This is a genomic window from Leptospira perolatii (assembly GCF_002811875.1).
GTDB classification, from domain to species: Bacteria; Spirochaetota; Leptospiria; order Leptospirales; family Leptospiraceae; genus Leptospira_B; species Leptospira_B perolatii.
Genome location: NZ_NPDZ01000008.1, coordinates 68,722 through 84,790, shown reverse-complemented (window position 1 = coordinate 84,790; position 16,069 = coordinate 68,722). Strand labels below are relative to the sequence as shown.

16 protein-coding genes are annotated in these 16,069 nt (G+C 41.2%); 1 reads left to right on the top strand and 15 read right to left on the bottom strand.

All coding sequences use genetic code 11. The features are described 5' to 3' along the window. Window positions 1-356: 356 nt before the first annotated feature. The 14 genes from CH373_RS13135 to CH373_RS13065 form a co-directional block, all read right to left on the bottom strand. Window positions 357-1,043, bottom strand: coding sequence for a hypothetical protein (locus CH373_RS13135; RefSeq protein ID WP_423789772.1), 687 nt, complete (start codon window positions 1,041-1,043; stop codon window positions 357-359). Window positions 1,044-1,073: 30 nt separating this feature from the next. Further along, complete coding sequence (locus tag CH373_RS13130) at window positions 1,074-2,195, bottom strand: suppressor of fused domain protein (RefSeq protein WP_100713610.1); 1,122 nt, start codon at window positions 2,193-2,195, stop codon at window positions 1,074-1,076. Beyond that, the gene (locus CH373_RS13125) at window positions 2,192-2,446 is read right to left on the bottom strand and encodes a hypothetical protein (protein WP_100713611.1); all 255 of its coding nucleotides are present in this window, start codon (window positions 2,444-2,446) and stop codon (window positions 2,192-2,194) included. The genes CH373_RS13130 and CH373_RS13125 overlap by 4 nt, the downstream gene beginning before the upstream one ends. A 333-nt stretch (window positions 2,447-2,779) precedes the next feature. Next, window positions 2,780-3,061 (bottom strand): hypothetical protein, encoded by a 282-nt coding sequence (locus CH373_RS13120; protein WP_243393387.1) that lies wholly within the window; start codon window positions 3,059-3,061, stop codon window positions 2,780-2,782. 638 nt (window positions 3,062-3,699) lie between these two features. Next, on the bottom strand, window positions 3,700-5,241 hold the full coding sequence (locus CH373_RS13110) for a thiolase C-terminal domain-containing protein (protein WP_100713612.1): 1,542 nt from the start codon (window positions 5,239-5,241) through the stop codon (window positions 3,700-3,702). Between the two features lie 14 nt (window positions 5,242-5,255). Beyond that, window positions 5,256-5,684 (bottom strand): MaoC family dehydratase, encoded by a 429-nt coding sequence (locus CH373_RS13105; RefSeq protein ID WP_100713682.1) that lies wholly within the window; start codon window positions 5,682-5,684, stop codon window positions 5,256-5,258. A 53-nt stretch (window positions 5,685-5,737) separates the two neighbouring features. Then, window positions 5,738-7,354: an acyl-CoA dehydrogenase family protein gene (locus CH373_RS13100; protein ID WP_100713613.1), complete on the bottom strand. Its 1,617-nt coding sequence runs from the start codon at window positions 7,352-7,354 to the stop codon at window positions 5,738-5,740. Window positions 7,355-7,610: 256 nt separating this feature from the next. Further along, window positions 7,611-7,790, bottom strand: coding sequence for a cysteine-rich CWC family protein (locus CH373_RS18975; RefSeq protein ID WP_100713614.1), 180 nt, complete (start codon window positions 7,788-7,790; stop codon window positions 7,611-7,613). 115 nt (window positions 7,791-7,905) lie between these two features. After that, complete coding sequence (gene ligA, locus CH373_RS13090; RefSeq protein ID WP_100713615.1) at window positions 7,906-10,041, bottom strand: NAD-dependent DNA ligase LigA; 2,136 nt, start codon at window positions 10,039-10,041, stop codon at window positions 7,906-7,908. 11 nt (window positions 10,042-10,052) lie between these two features. Continuing rightward, window positions 10,053-11,030, bottom strand: a complete 978-nt coding sequence (locus CH373_RS13085; RefSeq protein ID WP_100713616.1) for a M23 family metallopeptidase — start codon at window positions 11,028-11,030, stop codon at window positions 10,053-10,055. A 46-nt stretch (window positions 11,031-11,076) separates the two neighbouring features. Continuing rightward, window positions 11,077-12,447 carry a cytochrome P450 gene (locus CH373_RS13080; protein ID WP_100713617.1) on the bottom strand — a complete coding sequence of 457 codons (1,371 nt, stop codon included), beginning with the start codon at window positions 12,445-12,447 and terminating at the stop codon, window positions 11,077-11,079. A 153-nt stretch (window positions 12,448-12,600) separates the two neighbouring features. Further along, complete coding sequence (locus CH373_RS13075) at window positions 12,601-12,981, bottom strand: hypothetical protein (protein ID WP_100713618.1); 381 nt, start codon at window positions 12,979-12,981, stop codon at window positions 12,601-12,603. Between the two features lie 16 nt (window positions 12,982-12,997). Continuing rightward, entirely contained in the window at window positions 12,998-13,510 is a 513-nt protein-coding gene (locus tag CH373_RS13070) for an RNA polymerase sigma factor (RefSeq protein ID WP_100713619.1), read from the bottom strand. 12 nt (window positions 13,511-13,522) lie between these two features. Then, entirely contained in the window at window positions 13,523-14,098 is a 576-nt protein-coding gene (locus CH373_RS13065; protein ID WP_100713620.1) for a hypothetical protein, read from the bottom strand. A gap of 228 nt (window positions 14,099-14,326) precedes the next feature. On the opposite strand from CH373_RS13065, the gene CH373_RS13060 reads away from it, so the two are divergent. Beyond that, a complete protein-coding gene (locus CH373_RS13060) occupies window positions 14,327-15,004 on the top strand; it encodes a SanA/YdcF family protein (RefSeq protein ID WP_423789773.1) in 678 nt (225 codons plus the stop codon). Between the two features lie 24 nt (window positions 15,005-15,028). On the opposite strand, the gene CH373_RS13055 is transcribed toward CH373_RS13060, so the two are convergent. Further along, complete coding sequence (locus CH373_RS13055) at window positions 15,029-15,985, bottom strand: GDP-mannose 4,6-dehydratase (RefSeq protein ID WP_100713622.1); 957 nt, start codon at window positions 15,983-15,985, stop codon at window positions 15,029-15,031. Window positions 15,986-16,069 lie beyond the last annotated feature (84 nt).

Sequence of the window (16,069 nt, the reverse complement as noted above, 5' to 3'; positions counted from 1 at the left end):
AGTTCAAAACAATGGAGGATCTCAATGGTTGCTAAAAAGAAAGCAGTCAAGAAAGCAGCTAAGAAGAAAGTAGCTAAGAAAAAAGTTGCTAAGAAGAAAGTTGCTAAGAAAAAATAAGTAACTTTAACAACATTTCCTTCTATAACGATTATAGAAGAAATGAATCTTAAAACCCGCTTCAATGAAGCGGGTTTTTTCTTTTAAGAGTGTGATTTTAACTATTTCAATGCGAAGAGAAAGGTTTCGTTTATCATTTGTTGTTTTTTTACAACAGTTTTGATTCTTTTTACTCTATGAAAGGGCGAAGAGAGCCTCAAACTAGAGGAAACTATCCTGAATAGATAGAATTTTCTGAATTATATTTTCAGATAACGCGCAACGTCCTTCATTTCATCGCGCAAATTCGGTAAAGTATCTCCATAACTTTTCAGTAGATTCGACTCACCATCGACCGAAATTTCAAAGAGTCGATATTCTCCTTCTGTCTTATTCGATTTCTCTAACTTGAAAAACTTTGTGGGACTCTTCGTGTATCTGTTGTATGCCGTGATCTTATGGAAATAAAATCCATCCTTACTTGCATTGATTGGATAAGGTAAATAATATTCTGAACCTAGTAGAAGAACATTCGGAGTTACGGAGACCATTCTAGTCCAAGTTGCAAGATTCAGAGGGTAATTTTCCTCAATAAAAGTCTTTTTGTGCTTCTTTTCCCAAATCTGAAGGATTCTTAGCCTGGTTTCATCCGCCTGTTTTGGCCTAGAAAGGCCGTTTAAGCACACTTCCATAAGGGATAAAAGTGACAAAGATTCCGATTTTCCGGCTTGTAGCTCCTTTTGGACCAGTTTTTTAGCCGAAATATAGTCCTCGGAATAAATATCCTCCCAGATTCGATCCAGAACCGCCGCATTGGACCCCTTTTCCTCAGAGAAAACTTCCCAAGAGACAAACACAAAAAATGATAATGCGATTACACCGGACAGAAAGACGGAGAGTCTTTGCCAAAGGTGGCTCTGCTCTTTCCATTCTTGGGGCAAGATTATACTAAAGATCCGATCCATTTTATTTATAGTTTAAATTACAGATTCTCTGTCTGAAGCGTGGATCCAAGTACCAAAATTTTGGTCCATCATTCCAATGAATTCAGATACGCTCTTTTCTTGTATGAAGACTTTTTCTTCTTCCGAGATCGGCAAAAGTGAGAGAAACCGAATCGGTTTTCCAGTTTCTGCTACTAGTCCTTGCAAATGAGGATATCCTTCTTCTGCGGAACCAATTTCTTTTAACAGTAGATTTGTAAAGGTCACATAGAGTGATTCAGGATCTCTTCGACTCATAGAAATAGTGTGACCTTGCCCGAACCATTTTCCCATATTCCAAGGAAATCGTATGATCTCTCCGATTTGGTGAGGAACCCAACTCTCTGATCTATCTTCGTCTCCGATCTTAATTGCAAAAACCAATTCTACTCTTGAATAATCCTCGTAGTCTCTTCTATAGAGCTCCACTCCGGGCATATTCTGTGCACTCATACCGACAGTGGCATAGACATATACGTTCGGATATTGACTAGGTTTGAATCTTGCGATTCCTAATTGAGGAAATTTACCACCATCAGCGGACCAATATTTTTCATGAGGACCAAATGCCTTTTCCAAAAATCCAAGGCGCAATTCTTGAATGGATTTCCAAACATTCGGTTTGGATCTGAATTCCCAGTGTTCTCTATCTTTTTGAATCCGATCAGGTATGACTCCGAACTCTGAATTCCCGAGTGGATATGCTGTCAGCGATTCCTTTGCGGCATATTTTGAATAACCGTGAAAGTTTTTAACTCCTGACCAAGAAGGCAAATACGCTTGGAGTTCTTCATTATAAAAGAAAGCCACACCGTCGCCTTCTTCGGACCAGATAAAATGAACGTTTTCAGGGTCGAATCCAGAATTTGGAGCCGGATCCGTTACTTCATCTTTCAAAAGCATAGGAGCTAGCCCGCTTCTTAGATCTGCTTCAGTTCTGGAAGTAGGTGCATCGATTCTATTGCAAACCCAGACTGATTTCATTTGAAACTCTGGGTTTTGTTCAGATTGAAGGTACAGATATACTGTCCTTCCGTCGTCTTCTAAATATGCGGTAAACGAACTATAGGGATTCGCTTCTTGATAAATAATCTTGGGTTCTAAAGCTTTGGTCATTGGATAGGAATTTCTACGATTCTTTTCTTGAAATCGTCCATGCGTTTCGCTATCCGTTCTTCCATACCAGGCTCAAAAAGTAATTCTGGATAATATACCGAAGCATTGATCAATCCAGTGAGTTCAATCTGGTTCCACTTCTGGTAAGTCTTTATAGTGTCCCAGACCAAGAATGGAACTTGAGTCCCTTCTTTCTTGCATCGGATAAACGTTTCGATTGCGCGAATCGGAGTAAGTGAATTGTTCCCCACAATTTGAACCTCTGTTTAGAGATTAGAAGCGAATGTATAAAACCATTCTTAATGAAATTGAGTAGGATTCAAGCTGTATCTATTGTAAAAGGTGGGAAAAGAAGAAGTTGCCGACGCTTCCGTTCGTCTGGCCTGCCGATCACCGGTTTAGCGGTGAATATAGTTACGAAGTGGTTGTGCGATTACTCGCTCCCGAGTCCTTCTTTCTTTGTACTGTTCGAAGAGAATCAACGAAAGTGCTGCTGCTAAAAAGATCGTTTCCATATAAGTAATCGACGGACCATTCGGCGATTATCCAACGATGGTCGGTTCCAAAATTCCGGAAAATAATTGCTAGGATAAGATTTCTTTTGCGGAATGCTTTACTGCTTTTAGCAGCTCATTTCTGAGCTTCGGAGGAATTCTGGTAGAAACTTCCAGGGCACGAACGAACATTTCTGCGGCCAAATCGACCATTTCGGACATTTTAACATCGTTCTCTTTTGGAATACGAAGCGAAGAGGTTTTTTCCTTTTCCGACTTGGATTTCTTAGGAGCGACTTTCGATTTAGACGCTGGCTTTTTCTTTGTTCTTCGGACAGTCATGATTAAGCGAAATCGGAAAAGAGGAATCATATTATCCTCTTATCCAGAATCATCCAGCAGATTTTGCCCTATTATAAAAAAATTCCCAGCACTCGGTATATCTCGACATTTTCTAATGAGAGTTCGCCTCTCTCTGATGCAAAGCCCTTCATCTTAATATTAACGATCGGACATCGCATCCACCTGCCGCTTGACTCTGAAACCAAAAAGAATCTCGAGTACTTTCTTAGATCCAAACAATTTTCGACAGTCTCCCAGTGAGTGGGCACGGACAATGCTTCTTCTTTCTGCCGCATATCCGGCACTAGAATTTTTTCTGTCCCTTCAAAAGTTCTTACTTCGCCAGTCTTAATATTTTCTGCTGTTATGAACACCGAACACGTCCCTTCAGACAAACTAGTTTCAATTTTGGAAACGGTTCTCGCTTCGGATTTTCTACTTTCTAACTTTTCAATATATATCTTTATCGGCATCGATTTAGACATGCCGAATCTGGAATTGTTTCGCATTACCTAAGGGATTAGAAAAGCAAATTACGTGCTTATTCGGATCCAATTGAAAAAAACAAACGAAATTGGATCTGAAGTATCCACACTTTGCACTATTTTTTTAAAGTAATGTGATTATTTAAGATGTCGAACCACTTCATGGCAAGACGAACGCTCGGTTTAGATTAAGTTCGCCTTCCATTGGTTTTTATCTCGATCAATCTTTACTCTGGTTTTATCATATTCCAATTCATTGATATTCTTAAGTAGATTTCCGGATTTATCATAGAGATTCGCCACGATAAACCGATCTTCTTCTAACTTTACCAATACAAGAGAGTAAGGAGTTTTTATCGAAGACGCAGGGTTAAAATTGATCACCGTAGAAGACCATACTGATCCGATTTCTCCCGTTTTAGCTCCAGGTCGATTCAAGAACAGAGGTTTTAATTTTGCGGTTTTTGGTTTTCGGCCTGAGTCGGGTTTCTTGGAGGAAAAAAGTGCGGTGGAATTAATACTATCGATTCCTCCGTTTCCTCCCAACAATGAAACTGTCGGATTTAATAATTCAGTTTTTCCTAATCTATCAGACTGTGCGTATAATCCGTACTGATGTGCGACATCGACCAAACCTGTCGCAGCAGAAATAGACATAGCCGCCTGATAGTTCATGATTCCACCCAGAAGATTGATCGGGATCTTTTTCCCTTTTCCGACTGTGATTTGCCCTTTCCTTAATAGAGATACTGTCTTGTCGATAGGCACGCCGAAATATTCGGAGGATTGAAGGATTACCATTCCAGTAAAACAATCATATATCCAAGCATAATCCACTTCATCTCTTCGGTAACCAGAGGAAGCGAATAACTTTGCTCCAGATTGGGTCGCCGGAGTTTGAAATCCTCCTTTCAAAATGAAGTATTCGCTATGTGCAGTATGAGCAGAACCAACAAGATAGACAGGTTTTACTTTGCTTCGAATATGACCCTTCGCCTTCCACTCCTTGGCTTTCTTTTCGGAAACTAACAATGTAGCAAAACCGTGATCTGTTACGATCGCGATCATAGGAGTTGGATAAGGATCGGCTACTGTTCTAGAAAGCTGCTTTTCGGTGATTTCTTGTTTATAATTTTGTGCTCTAGGATTTCCGATTGCTTTCGATCTGAAAAATTGAGTGATCTCGTTCAAATCTTCTTGCGTTACATTATGCTCGAACTTCATCCGATTCATCATAAGTCCGTACATAGAAATCAAAGTTGCACCGGTCTCTAATTCGAACTCCGGATGACAAACTGTTTCGTTCACTTTTTTTAGATCAGAGACCTGTCGGAAAGCGGATTTCGGAACATCCGCGCCTGCCACGAGTACGACCGAATCCGGATTGCTAAGTAGGATAGACCTGGCATGTCCGATCGCTCCGGTCACACTTGCCCCTCCCAGATCAACAACATGCGCTTGTATTCCGGTAAAGCCGAGTTCATTTGCAATTCGCACGCTGTGACCGTAACCCTGTTTTCCCAAGGACGCTGGTTCGATACTTACAAAATCGGTGATTTCTTTTTTAAGAAATTCCGGAGTCATTTCCAGAAAATCTAATAAGGCCGCTAGAGACTTTTTATAATGTTGGAGAACTTTTTTATCTCCGGTCCAATCTTTGTACTCTGATTCAGGAAAATCCTGTATCGTACTATCCGCGACACCCAATAAAACAGGATGAGACATTCAATTCTCCTAATTTAGGCTTTGGAAGGCGGAAGCACTTTGCATTCCCCTTTACCGATCGTATCCGAATTTTGGTTAGTCCATTCGATTCTCATCGCGATGGCTTTCAACTTTGGGATCTTCTCTTTTACGATGACCTTGCAAGTAATCGTATCACCAGGAAACACCGGCTTTCGAAATTTGGTCGTGGTCTCGAGTGCGATCGTTCCTAAACCCGGAAGTTTCATCCCAAGTACTGGAGCCAATAAGGAAGCCGCCAAACCTCCGTGTGCAATCCGAGTTCCAAATTGGGTCGTTTTTGCGTACTGCTCATCTACATGAAGCGGATTAAAATCTCCGCTAATACCCGCAAATAGGTAAATGTCTGTTTCCGTAATCGTCTTCGAAAAGCTTGCAGAATCACCTATATTAATTTCATCATAAGATTTACCAAGTTGGTACATATCTAATTCCTTTCTTTTTGCGGTAATGGAATCCATTAGAAATTTCGAATTCCTTACGATACTGATGCGCCTAAAACGCCTTCTTTCAAAAACTCAATACATGCTGAAATTTCTTTTTCAATTGGAGGCAATTCGTTAAAGCATCTTAACAAATCCTGAGTTCCCCTCTGATCGATTTCCTTTAAGAAATGCACATTTTTCAGGAAGCGATCTCCGGCATAGAAGCTTAGGATTCTGAGATCTCTTTTTCTGTCCTCAGTTGAATACTCAGCGCTAGATTGAGCAGAATCCCAAACAGCCAACTGTATCGCCATTGTCAGTACGAGCAAATCCGCAAAGCCAAATTCCAGCGACTGCTTCTTTTTCCTTTCAGGATGATCTCCTACGCTCTGTATTAGGTTTTTTGCAGATACTAGCATTCGGTATTCCGGAGTTCCTGCAAGTTCAGCTTCGGCTTTTGTTCGGATGTTTTCAGGAAAAGCCTGCTCTAAAGTGCTCATAAATTTTTGGAATCCTGAGAAAGTGGAGGAAATGATACTTCTTTGAATTTCAGAGGTTCCTCCTCCGATTGTGCCCAATTTTACATCTCTGTAAAAACGACTCACATCACATTCTCTCATGTAGCCTATTCCGCCGAATAATTGAACAGCGTCGTTGGCGAGTTCTTCTGCGGATTCGGTTACAAAGACTTTGAGAGCAGAACTTTCCAGGGGAAGACTAGTGCTCGGATCACTATCTTTCTTGTTCGCAACAAAGTAGATGACACGTCGAGAGGCGCAAAGATAGGCCCAATTCCTTGCTAGTTTTTCCTGAATTCCAAAAAAGGATAGGATCGGTTTACCAAACTGGCGTCTTTTGAGTGAGTAATCCAAGCCAGCTTCCAGAATAAATTCCATTCCGCCAGGCAATGCTGCGACAAGAACAGTCCTTTCCCATTCCAAGGTCGCTTTTCCGATCCGTAAAAATCCCGAATTTAAAGGACCTAAAAGGTTTGCATCCGGCACAAACATATCTTGAAAAGATAATTCTGCGGTAGTAGAAGTATTATGCCCTAACTTTTTCAGAACCTTACTCACGTGAAATCCTTTCATATTGGATTCTACGATGAACGCGGAAACTCCCATAGGTCCTCTTGATTTTGTAGTCCGAGCCATTACTATAAATACCTGTCCTACAGGTCCGTTGGTAATGTACATCTTACTTCCGTTTAAAATGTAGCCGCCTTCCACTTTTTCCGCAAAAGTAAGCATACCTGCTGCGTCTGATCCTGAATCAGGTTCTGTCAAGGCCAAGCCTGCGATCCATTCCCCGGTCACAAATTTCGGAAGGTACTTTTGTTTTTGCTCTGCTGTTCCTTGGAAAAGGATAGGCAAAGTACCGATGATCATGTGAGCTCCCCAGGAAAGTCCAAACCCTCCGTCTAAACATCCTGCATTGAATGCCTCTTGAGCGATGCAGCAATGTAGACAAGTTCCGCCTTGTCCTCCGTACTCATCCGGCACTGGAATACCGAGTAATCCCATTTTGCCCATTTCCTTCCAGAGAGAATCGTCCCAAGTTCCAAGCTCGTCTCTTTCTTCTACACCAGGCAACGCCCTTTCCTTAGCGAAATCTTTTACAGTATTATAAAAATCTTCGTCTTCAGTCTTAATGTAAGGATTTAAAAACATATCGCCTCTCTCGCAGAATCTGGTTTGTCGAATCCACGACTTACTTCTTAAAGTTCACAGTCTTTGTGTTGGTTCATTTTTCGGAAGCATACTGGCATCCGTAATTATTCTGTGCTTATTTAATCGAAGCTTCAAGCATGCTTATTTTGGTTTCAACTTGTTTTTGTAAAACTGAAGAAAACAATCTCGCAATAAACATTTGTTCATTTTGTTAAATGAACACTTAGATACTTTAGGACTTAGTTATGAAACGATTCTAAATAATTTGCCCAGACTCTTCTTGTCTCAGACATTTTTCACAAAGGCAGTTACTATACTCGGTGCGTAGCCGTATAAGGGTTTCTGAGGTAAGATTGACATCTTCGCACCAACAGCCAGGCTCCTCATTGCAACAAAGAAAAGGAGCGGAACATTTAGAGCATTTTTTTTCGGACATATTCTATAATCTTTGTTATAGGCAAAGTTTAGTAAGCCTTCAATACTTATATTTCGATTAACGCTTGCTTATGCATCAAAATTCAATCATTGGAAAAATTTCAAATCGATCGATTCTAATATTTGATTCCGTTTTTCTTTAGTGTTTCTAAAAATTCTTCTTCTGAGACGATCGCCACGCCTAACTCTTTTGCTTTGTCCACTTTGGACCCAGCTCCCGGCCCAGCTAACAAGTGAGTCGTCTTGCTCGAAATTGAGCTGACCTTTCGCCCTCCATAATAGACGACTAGGTCCATAGCCTTTTCGCGCGGTTGGAAATTCTCAAACGAGCCGGATACGCACCAAATTTGTCCGAGAAATGGTTGCTTATCTGCTTTTTGGATCGGATCGGCCTTCATCTTCAATCCTGCTGATTTCAACCTTTCTACCAGCTTAATCACTTTCTTGTCGGTGAAGCTTTCCACCAAAGCAGCCACTGTAGAAGGACCGATACCAGGGATTTCCATGAGAGACTCTGCAGAATTTTCCTTTTGTACAGCCTTTATGATAGAATCCATTGATTCGTATCCGTGCTCGATCAAAAGTTCTGAGACCTTCGGACCTACTTCACGAAGTCCGAGTGATGAGAGCACGAACTTAAAATCCTTTTTCTTAGAATTTTCTATCCCATTTAGAATGATAGAAACGCTTTTTTCTCCGAAGCCTTCTTCTTCCATCAAAGAATCTTTTTTCTTTTGCAGTTCATATAAATCTGCAATATCTTTAATATACTTTTTATCATACAAGAACTCGACCTGCTTTTCCCCGAGTCCTTCTATATCCATCTGTTTTCTGGAGGAGAAAAAGATGATCCCGTTTTTCACACGATCCGGACAGTCAGGATTCGGACAAAAGGCATCTACAGAATCTTCGCGCTTTTCTGTCTTTGTACCGCAAGAAGGGCAGGATCTAGGAATCTGAAAAACCTTTTCTCCCGGAGTAACTACTTCTTCTACTGCAGGAATAATTTCTCCCCTCTTGGAAACTCTGACAATCGCACCAATCCCTATTCCCAATTCGTTGATATAATCTTGGTTATGTAAAGTGGCAAAGGTCACGGTGGTTCCTGCAAGACTGATCGGCTCAATCTCTGCCCTCGGAGTAATTTTACCAGTTCTTCCTACTGCATAATCGATTCCGACGATTTTGCTTTCCTTCATCATTGCATCGAATTTGAAAGCTCTTGCCCAGCGGGGAGAATGAGATGTATATCCAAGCGCTTGTCTTGTTGATAGATCGTTCAATTTTACTACTAAGCCGTCTGTAGGAAACCCTACACTTTCCTTTTTCTTCTTAAATTTGCGAATCGCTTCGGAGATTTGAGTTCCTTTCACCAAAACCGTGTCAGGTGGAACTGGAAACTTTAACTCTTCAACTTTCTTCATGATTTCGGAATGTGTCTGAAACCGAACCTTTGCCTCCGGAAAGAATGCATCGTAGGTGAAGATCCTCAAAGGTCTCTTTGCCACATCGGAAGAATTCTTTTGCTTTAAAGAACCTGAGGATAGATTTCTAGGATTGGCGTATCTCCCCTCCGAGCTTTCATTGAAATCTTCAAAATCCTTGTAGGTCATATAGACCTCGCCCCGAAGATAAACAGTGACCGATTCCTCGAGTCTGAGGGGAATACTGCGAATTGTTCGAATATTATCCGTGACGTCGTCGCCTACTCCACCGGTTCCTCTAGTCACCCCATTAGATAATATTCCATTTTCATAATACAGCATTATGGAAGCCCCATCGATCTTCCACTCCAAAGAATACAGAGCTTCTGGATCAGTCTTCTGGATCCAATCCAAAAGCTCCTCCTCACTGTACGTATTTTCTAAAGAGAGCACAGGTAATCTGTGGGTGAATTTTTGAAAATCCTTGTCTAAATCGGATCCTACACTCAAGGTAGGACTCGCTGGATCCATTAAATCCGGGAAAGCTTTTTCTAGATCCTGCAAGCGTCGAAACATTTGATCGAACTTTAGGTCAGAAATCGTAGGTAGATTCTTTACATAATATTGGTATTGATGGTGACGGATTTCTTTTTCTAAAGCACGAATTTCTTTTTCGGCTTCCGAAGGTGATAGATCAATCTTGTCATTTACGGTGCCTGCTCTTTCAAGGGACACCGCTTCAGGCTTTTTTTCGGACTTTTTCTTGGCAGTTTTTTTGGCGGCAGGAGCGCCTTTTGCTTTGGATTTGGAATCTTTCGCTTTAGGCATATTAAGCTTTATTAATATTGACCAAAGCCGACCTTCATATATTCCATCGGATCGGTACGATTCGAATCTCCTACCCATACCTCATAATGTAAATGCGGTCCGGTTACGTTTCCTGTGGATCCTACAGTAGCAATCAATTGTCCTTTCCGAACGTTTTCTCCGTCGCGGACCAAGATTTTTGTACAATGCCCATAAAGGCTATAGTAACCGTTCGCATGTTGAACCACGATATGATTGCCATAACCTCTCGAAGAATGAACCGCTCTGAAAATTCTTCCGTCACCAGTAGAATAGATAGGAGTTCCTGGGACATTCGCCAAATCTACTCCGTCATGAAATTCCATATAACCGAAAGTCGGTGAGCGTCTCATTCCGTAATAAGAAGTTAAGTTATAAGAAAATAGCGGTTCGCCGAATGGAAGAGAATTCATGACTCCATATCTGCTATCCAGAAAGTCATACACGGATTCCATTAAGGATTTATTTTTTTCCATCGAAACTCTAACGGAACGATAGCCATAGATTTCCGAAAGGTAGGATCTACCTAGCATCAGGTCCTTGTCAGATACTTCTTCTGTCTTTAATTCGGTGTGAGCCTGATGTTCTATATCCGATTCATCTGCGAGCTTTAAAAGTTCATCCGAATCACCATCGATGAGCGAATGGACCTCTTGCAAATTTTCTGTTAGGGTTACGAAATCATCCTCAATATCTTCGAGCTGCTCGCTGTATTCAAGATACTCATCGAAGTATTTTCCATATACCGAAGCGAGTGCATTAATCTGAATTCGAGTATTGTTATATTTTACGATTCCTAAGACTGCAATTCCTACTATCGAGAAGAGAAGACCGACTAAAAAGAAAATTGTGAAGATGGAAATCTGAAAGTGGAATGACTTATCAAAGCCGTGAGGAATCAGTAAGACCGTTAAGCGTTGATGCCCTTTTTCTTTTACCTGATCGATCCGTTTCTTGATCATCTTTTCCATGGCCGAAATCCTCTCGAAATAAGGTTCTCGGCCATGAAAGCCCGGGTCAAGTGGAAACTAGATTTAAATGCACTCCATATTTCGGACGTAATGTGACTAAAGGTTCCAATGCTATCTTTTTGCCCGGAACAAGACTAAATCTGAATTTCCGAGCCACCATTGCCAATACTAACACTGCTTCAGTAAGCGCAAAAACATTGCCTATACAGACTCTGGGACCTCCACCAAAGGGTATATAGGCATACTTAGGTCTGTCCTTGGAATTTTCCTCATCAAATCTGTCCGGATCGAATTGGTCCGGATTATTCCAGAAGTCCGGATTTCTATGAAGATTGAATATGCAGATCGAAACGTTTGTACTAGGAGGAACATCATACCCTCCTAATTCGTCCCAACCTAGGGCTCTCCTTTCAATAATCCAAGCAGGTGGATACAACCTTAAAGTTTCATCGACCACTTTCCGAGTATATGATAATTTTTGAATATCATCCATATTCGGCTCACGGTCGCCTAACACTGAAAATGCCTCAGCCCTTACTTTTTCAAATGCCTCAGGATTTTGACTTAGTAAGTAGAATGCCCAGGAAAGAGCATTCGCAGTAGTTTCGTGACCAGCGATTAAAAGAGTAATAGCCTCATCGCGAATCTGCTGTTCGCTCATTGTTTCACCTGTTTCTTCATCCCTGGCTTCTAAAAGCATAGTGATGATATCGTTCGAAGGCGATTTCTTCCTTTGTTCGATAAGATCGTATACTACTGAATTCATTTCAGCTATTGACTGCTTAATACGAACGTTTCCGGGAGTATTCCAATGAAATGGCGCAGGAAATATTCTCTTGGCTCGTTTTGAAACTTCTCCCAAAGCGATTGTGACCGCGGATTCTATTCGATTCGCATAGCTTTCCACTTCGGTTTTAAAAAGTGTTTTTCCTACAATCGAGAACGTTAAATGCATCATCTCTCTGGAAACGTCTGTTTGCTTTAGATTCTTCCATCGATTGAGCATCTTATCCGTTTCGTTGGCCATTACTTGAACGAACTCAGAGATCCTCTGGCGATGAAACGAAGGCTGTATTAGTTTTCTCTGCTTCTTCCAGAATTCTCCTTCACTCAGAAGAATTCCCTTGCCCAGAATCCGTCCGAGCTCTATGTAAAAAATTCCTTTGTGATAGTTCTGACTGTTCTCTTGCAAAACCTTCCTGACGTCATCAGGCTGCGTGATTATATGCACGCTAATTTTAAAGATTCCGAACCGAACTGTCTTGCCGAACTTTCGATTTAATTTTTTGAAAAAACCGATTGTATCTCTTTTTAGAAGAGGCAGAAAACGAAGGGAGAGAAGTCCAAATGTACCTGGCGGTAAATTCGGCTCCTTTTTTCTATCTTTGGAATTCGATGCTTCCTTTAAAAAAAACATTGGGCCTCCTCGCTCGCTTTGCGAACGCATCGTTGGATTAATCACCCATTCAATCCAACCGCCAATGCAGCTCTAATTTATTTAATCGGTATAATAAAATGCAAGTCGAGTTTTTCTATAAAGCAAAATTCAGAAAAATAGTGGGGGTCAAAACTATCTACGTTGAAAAGAAGTTTCTATCAGCTCATCAACATCGAAGAGGGGAGAGCTCACTTGATCTTCAAGCATTTGATCTTCGCTGTATCCAGTATTTTTCATACCGGATTCAGCATCTACAAATGTACCTTCTATCTGCTCCTCTACTAACAAACGCAATTCGGTTTGCGTAACTTCGCTTTCTTCGGATCTTGTCTGAATCGAAACAAATGCGAGCAATCCTATTGCAAGACTACAGGTAGAAGCGATCGCCATCCAGCGGAGACGATTTGTCTTTTTTTTCCGGAGGATGGATTCAGACATCTGAACACTCCAGTCTGAACTATCCAATCTTCGCGAAATTTCCTCTTCTAATTTATGTTTGTCCTGGTTTTCCATTCTCAGCAATCGCTTCCTATGTTTCTTGGAAGAAGAGTTTTTTTAGCATTTGTTTTCCACGAAAGGATCTAGATTTTACGGTACCTTCCGGTATCCCGAGTTTTTGGGCAATCTGTTGTTCTTTGTATCCTTCAGAGACTAATGCCAAAACAGATTTATACTTCCAGGGAAGATTAGAAATAAGGTCTTTTAACTCTACTTCTAGCCCATCGTCTTCCATCTCATTTCTATGATATAGAATTGCATCTTGAACGACTTTCTCTTTCAATCTGGTTGCGAGGCTTGTTTGGCGATTGCGCTTTTGGTTCATCCGCAAGGATTCATTTCGGGCAATCGTGTAAAGCCAGGTACTATGAGTAGATTCTCCTCGGAACTTATTTGCGGCCAGGCTTTTGTAAGCCCTCATATAAGTTTCTTGGACCACATCATCTATTGAATCATAGAACTCTTCGTATAAATTCTTTCGAATTGCAGATAACACGATGTGCTTTGTGGACTCAATTAGCTCGGCAAATTGTTTTTGTTCCATGTAAAATCTTCCTTACTGCAGGATTCCTGGTATGGGTAATACGATTCTTTCGGGTATGATCAGGTTTAATGGGAAGCCCAGAGCATCTCCCTGATCTTTCAGCGTTTCTTCAGTTGGTTTCTGAGACTTTTTCTTCATATGCTCTACATTCACTACTTTCTCGATCGCAAGTCTATGAGAGATTTGGTTCAATCGAATTTCCGAAGTGTACCTTCCTATTTCCATAAGCAGGTGCCTGATTTTTTTCAAATCCGGATTTTGCTCAATCAATAAGAGTTCTAGCTCTACATGAGTCGGAGAAAGTTTTCTCAGCCATTTTTCATGCTGCTTTTTATACTTTAAATTTATTCTAGCAATTTCTTCCAGTTGGAACTCTGTTAAAGTATATCTACTTTTGATTGTCTCCAGGTCACCGAAGACATAACTTCCATGTTTTTCGTTCCTGAAAAAAGCGGCAGTTCGATACTGGCGAGAAGGGTACAGTCCGACAGCGTCCTGGGCGAAAAGAAAAGCCGGTAGTACAAAGCAACCGGCTAGAGTGACTCTGACGAATGATTTCAGGAGAATCATGAGTCCCATAATTTTCATTGTGGTTTGTTCCTAAGACCCAAATTTGCCTCCCATGTTTCCTCAGATCGACCCGAATTTTGTAGGATTTCCCCTTTTTTCGACGATTTTCGATTTAGTCGAACCCGTGTTTTGGGACGAATTCCACTCGTTGTCCAAAAATTCCTTTTCCACGAGCCTCTCTCTGTTTACGATTCTCTATAGTTTCATAGTTAGAAACAAATAGGATCATTGAATCGAGTGGAAATTTTGCAAATTCCCAAAGGACGACTTGCAGTTCTCATTTTTTTTAGCTTAGCTCTCGGGATTCCGGCCTCGATCGATTTATCTATTGAAAGAGACTATGATCTCAGGACTCACCACGCCGGAAACTATAGGTCCTTAAAACCTTCTACAGTAGCGATCGTCCCTGGGGCATCCGTATACAAAAGCGAGCCTTCCCCCATTTTAAAAGACAGACTTGACTGCGCGATCGAACTATACCTGCAAGGAAAGGTAAAAAAGATTTTGTTATCCGGAGATAATGGCTCGAGTTACTATAACGAAGTTAAGCCGATGTTGCTATACGTTTTGAAAAGAGATGTGGATGAGCGCGACGTCTTTGTGGACCACGCAGGCTTTAGGACTCTTGACACGTTAGTTAGAGCAAAAGAAATTTTTAAGGTAAAGGATGCAATTTTTGTTACGCAAAGGGTGCATCAACCTAGAGCAGCTTTTATCGCCAAGAAGGTGGGCTTGGAGTTTCAATCTTTCGAATCGGATCGGAGAACTTCGATCAGCGGCCCCTTTCATCGATTCCGCGAATTCTTTGCAAGGACTCTGGCTTGGATCGATATGAATCTTGCGAACACTGGGCCTAAATTTTTGGGAACTCCTTATCCGATCGAAGGCAGCGGGATCAAAACTTGGAAGGGAAGTGTATTATAAAAATGAAATACACTTTTAGTGAACTTAATCCTCGCCGTTTTCCTTTAAGTGAAGGAAGATTTCCCGGACTGCTTCTTTTACTTCTACTGTTTGCTTCCAGCCCAAACCTCTAAGCTTGGAATTGTCTCCGACGGATCGGTTCGTTTCTGCAGATCGAATTCTTTCAGGATCCGGCTTTGCCACGATATTGATTCCCGCAAATTCTATAATCCAACTCAAGATATCAGATATCTTGGTTTCGATGTTTGAACAGATATTGTAAGTTTCACCGGGCCTTCCGCTTTTACCCAACAGAGCGTACGCGCTGACTACATCCTGCACGTGAAGGAAGTCCCTCGTAGGATTCAAATCCCCTACCAATATATCTCTCGACTCCGAAGATTTGGAATTTTCCGAATTCACTATTTCTAGAACCTGTTTGCAAAAGTTAGGTACTACAAATTTGGAATTTTGTCCAATCCCGATATGGTTGAAAGGTCTCGCCAGAATTACTTCCATATTTGAATTGGCTCGGTAGTACTGTAAGCAATATGTTTCTGCGGCAACCTTTGAAGCAGAATAAGGATTTAACGGTTGGGGGAAATACTCTTCCTTTACCGGAAGATCTTTGCTCGGGATATTTCCGTAAACATCTGCGGAAGAAACGTAGATAAATCTGACTTTCCTTCCGGAGCGCCTTAGGAGTTCCAACAAATTTAGAGTTCCTTTGACATTGATATCCAGAGTTTCTGTAGGATCTTCGATCGCTTTGGGCACGAAAGCCTGGCCAGCTAAATGATAAATTATATCCGGATGAAATTCGTTTAATATCTTTACCAGAGTCTCGTGATCTCTGAGGTCACAGCTTTTAAATTGAATCGGTAGGTTTCGATTTCCCTCTCTCACCCCCAAACCGAGAATGTTGGGACCAATCCAAGGAAGGAGTTCCCGAACCAAATAGGTCCCTACGAATCCTTCCGCTCCGGTTACTAGGCATCTCATTGAACAATCAATCTATAAAAATGAAGTAAAAATACGATTGTTTTGTTCAATAAGGAAAAAACAATCGAATAAAAGTCCCACGGC